Below are 1,395 nucleotides of genomic sequence, written 5' to 3' on the forward strand. Positions count from 1 at the left end.
AGCAGCGCCAGCAGCGCCGGGACCACCGCGGCCAGGGCGGGGCTGTGGTGCCGGACGCCGATCAGGTACGGGCCTGCCGGGTCGGTGAGCTGCGCCAGGGCGTCGCGCGGGTCGGTCTGAGTGCTCGTCACCGCAGGTTCTCCCGCAGGTCCCAGAGGCGGCGCCACAGGGCGGAGCCGTCCTCGGCGCGGCGCCGCACCGGGCCGTCCCAGTAGCCGAGCAGACGGGCGTGGTCGGCCGGGTCATCCTTGCGGACGGCGCCCAGCAGGTGACCGGGCATCAGGTCGAGGGCGTCGCCGCCGGCCAGGTAGGCGCGGGCCAGCCCGAGCGAGGCCGCGACGTGCACGGCCTCGGCGGTGGACATCACCGTGCCGGGCCGCTCGACGTCCCAGCCCTCGGCGGAGCGGCCCGTCCGCAGGTCGCGGAAGACCGTCACCAGGGCGTCCAGGACGGCGTCGTCGACGCCGAACGCGGCGCCCGCCCGCTGGACGGCGGCGGTGGCCTGGCCCCGGACCAGCTCGGTCTCGGCGGCCGCGTCGGCGATCGGGTGGACGGTCTCGAAGTTGAACCGCCGCTTGAGCGCGGCGGACATCTCCGAGACGCCCCGGTCGCGCAGGTTGGCCGTGGCGATGACGGTGAAGCCGGGCGCGGCGGGCGCGGTCGCGTCCGGGGTGCCGGCCAGCTCGGGGATGCTGACCCGGCGGTCCGAGAGGATCGACACCAGCGCGTCCTGCACCTCGGGCAGGCAGCGGGTGACCTCCTCGATCCGGGCCACCCGGCCGCTGCGCATCGCGGTGAGCACGGGTGAGGCGACCAGGGCCTGCGGGGTCGGGCCCTGGGCGAGCAGCAGCGCGTAGTTCCAGCCGTAGCGGAAGGCGTCCTCGGTGGTGCCCGCGGTGCCCTGCACGGTGAGCTCGCTGGTGCCGCTGACGGCGGCGGCCAGCAGTTCGGAGAGCATCGACTTGGCGGTGCCGGGCTCGCCGACCAGCAGCAGGCCGCGTTCGCCGGCCAGGGTGACCACGCAGCGCTCCACCAGGGCCCGCTCGCCGACGAACTTCGGCGCGATCACCAGCTTGGCGGGCAGCGCGCCGTCGCGGCGGCGGGCCGGTGTCAGGGTCAGCGTGTCCGCGCTGCCGCAGACGAAGGTGACCACCGCGTTCGGGGTGAGCGCCCAGCCGGGCGGGCGGGGGCCGTCGTCGTGGGCGGCGAGGAAGGCGAGTTCGGCGGCGTACCGCTCCTCGGCGGGCAGGACCTGCCGCGCCTGGTCGGTGGTGCTGGTCATGGGGAATTCCTCGGGAAGTCGGGGCGGTGAGGAGCCGGGGCGCGGCGGGTGCCGCACCCCGGCTGACGGAGGGTCAGCGGCGCCGGGCGCGCTTGACCTTGAGCTGCTCGAAG

General features: G+C 76.1%; 1 protein-coding gene. It reads right to left on the reverse strand.

What is annotated here, in order from left to right; all coding sequences use genetic code 11:
• Positions 1–127 precede the first annotated feature (127 nt).
• The gene (locus ASC99_RS33435) at positions 128–1,282 is read right to left on the reverse strand and encodes an AAA family ATPase (RefSeq protein WP_057239240.1); all 1,155 of its coding nucleotides are present in this window, start codon (positions 1,280–1,282) and stop codon (positions 128–130) included.
• Positions 1,283–1,395 lie beyond the last annotated feature (113 nt).

Source organism: Kitasatospora sp. Root107 (assembly GCF_001424875.1).
Lineage (GTDB): Bacteria > Actinomycetota > Actinomycetes > Streptomycetales > Streptomycetaceae > Kitasatospora.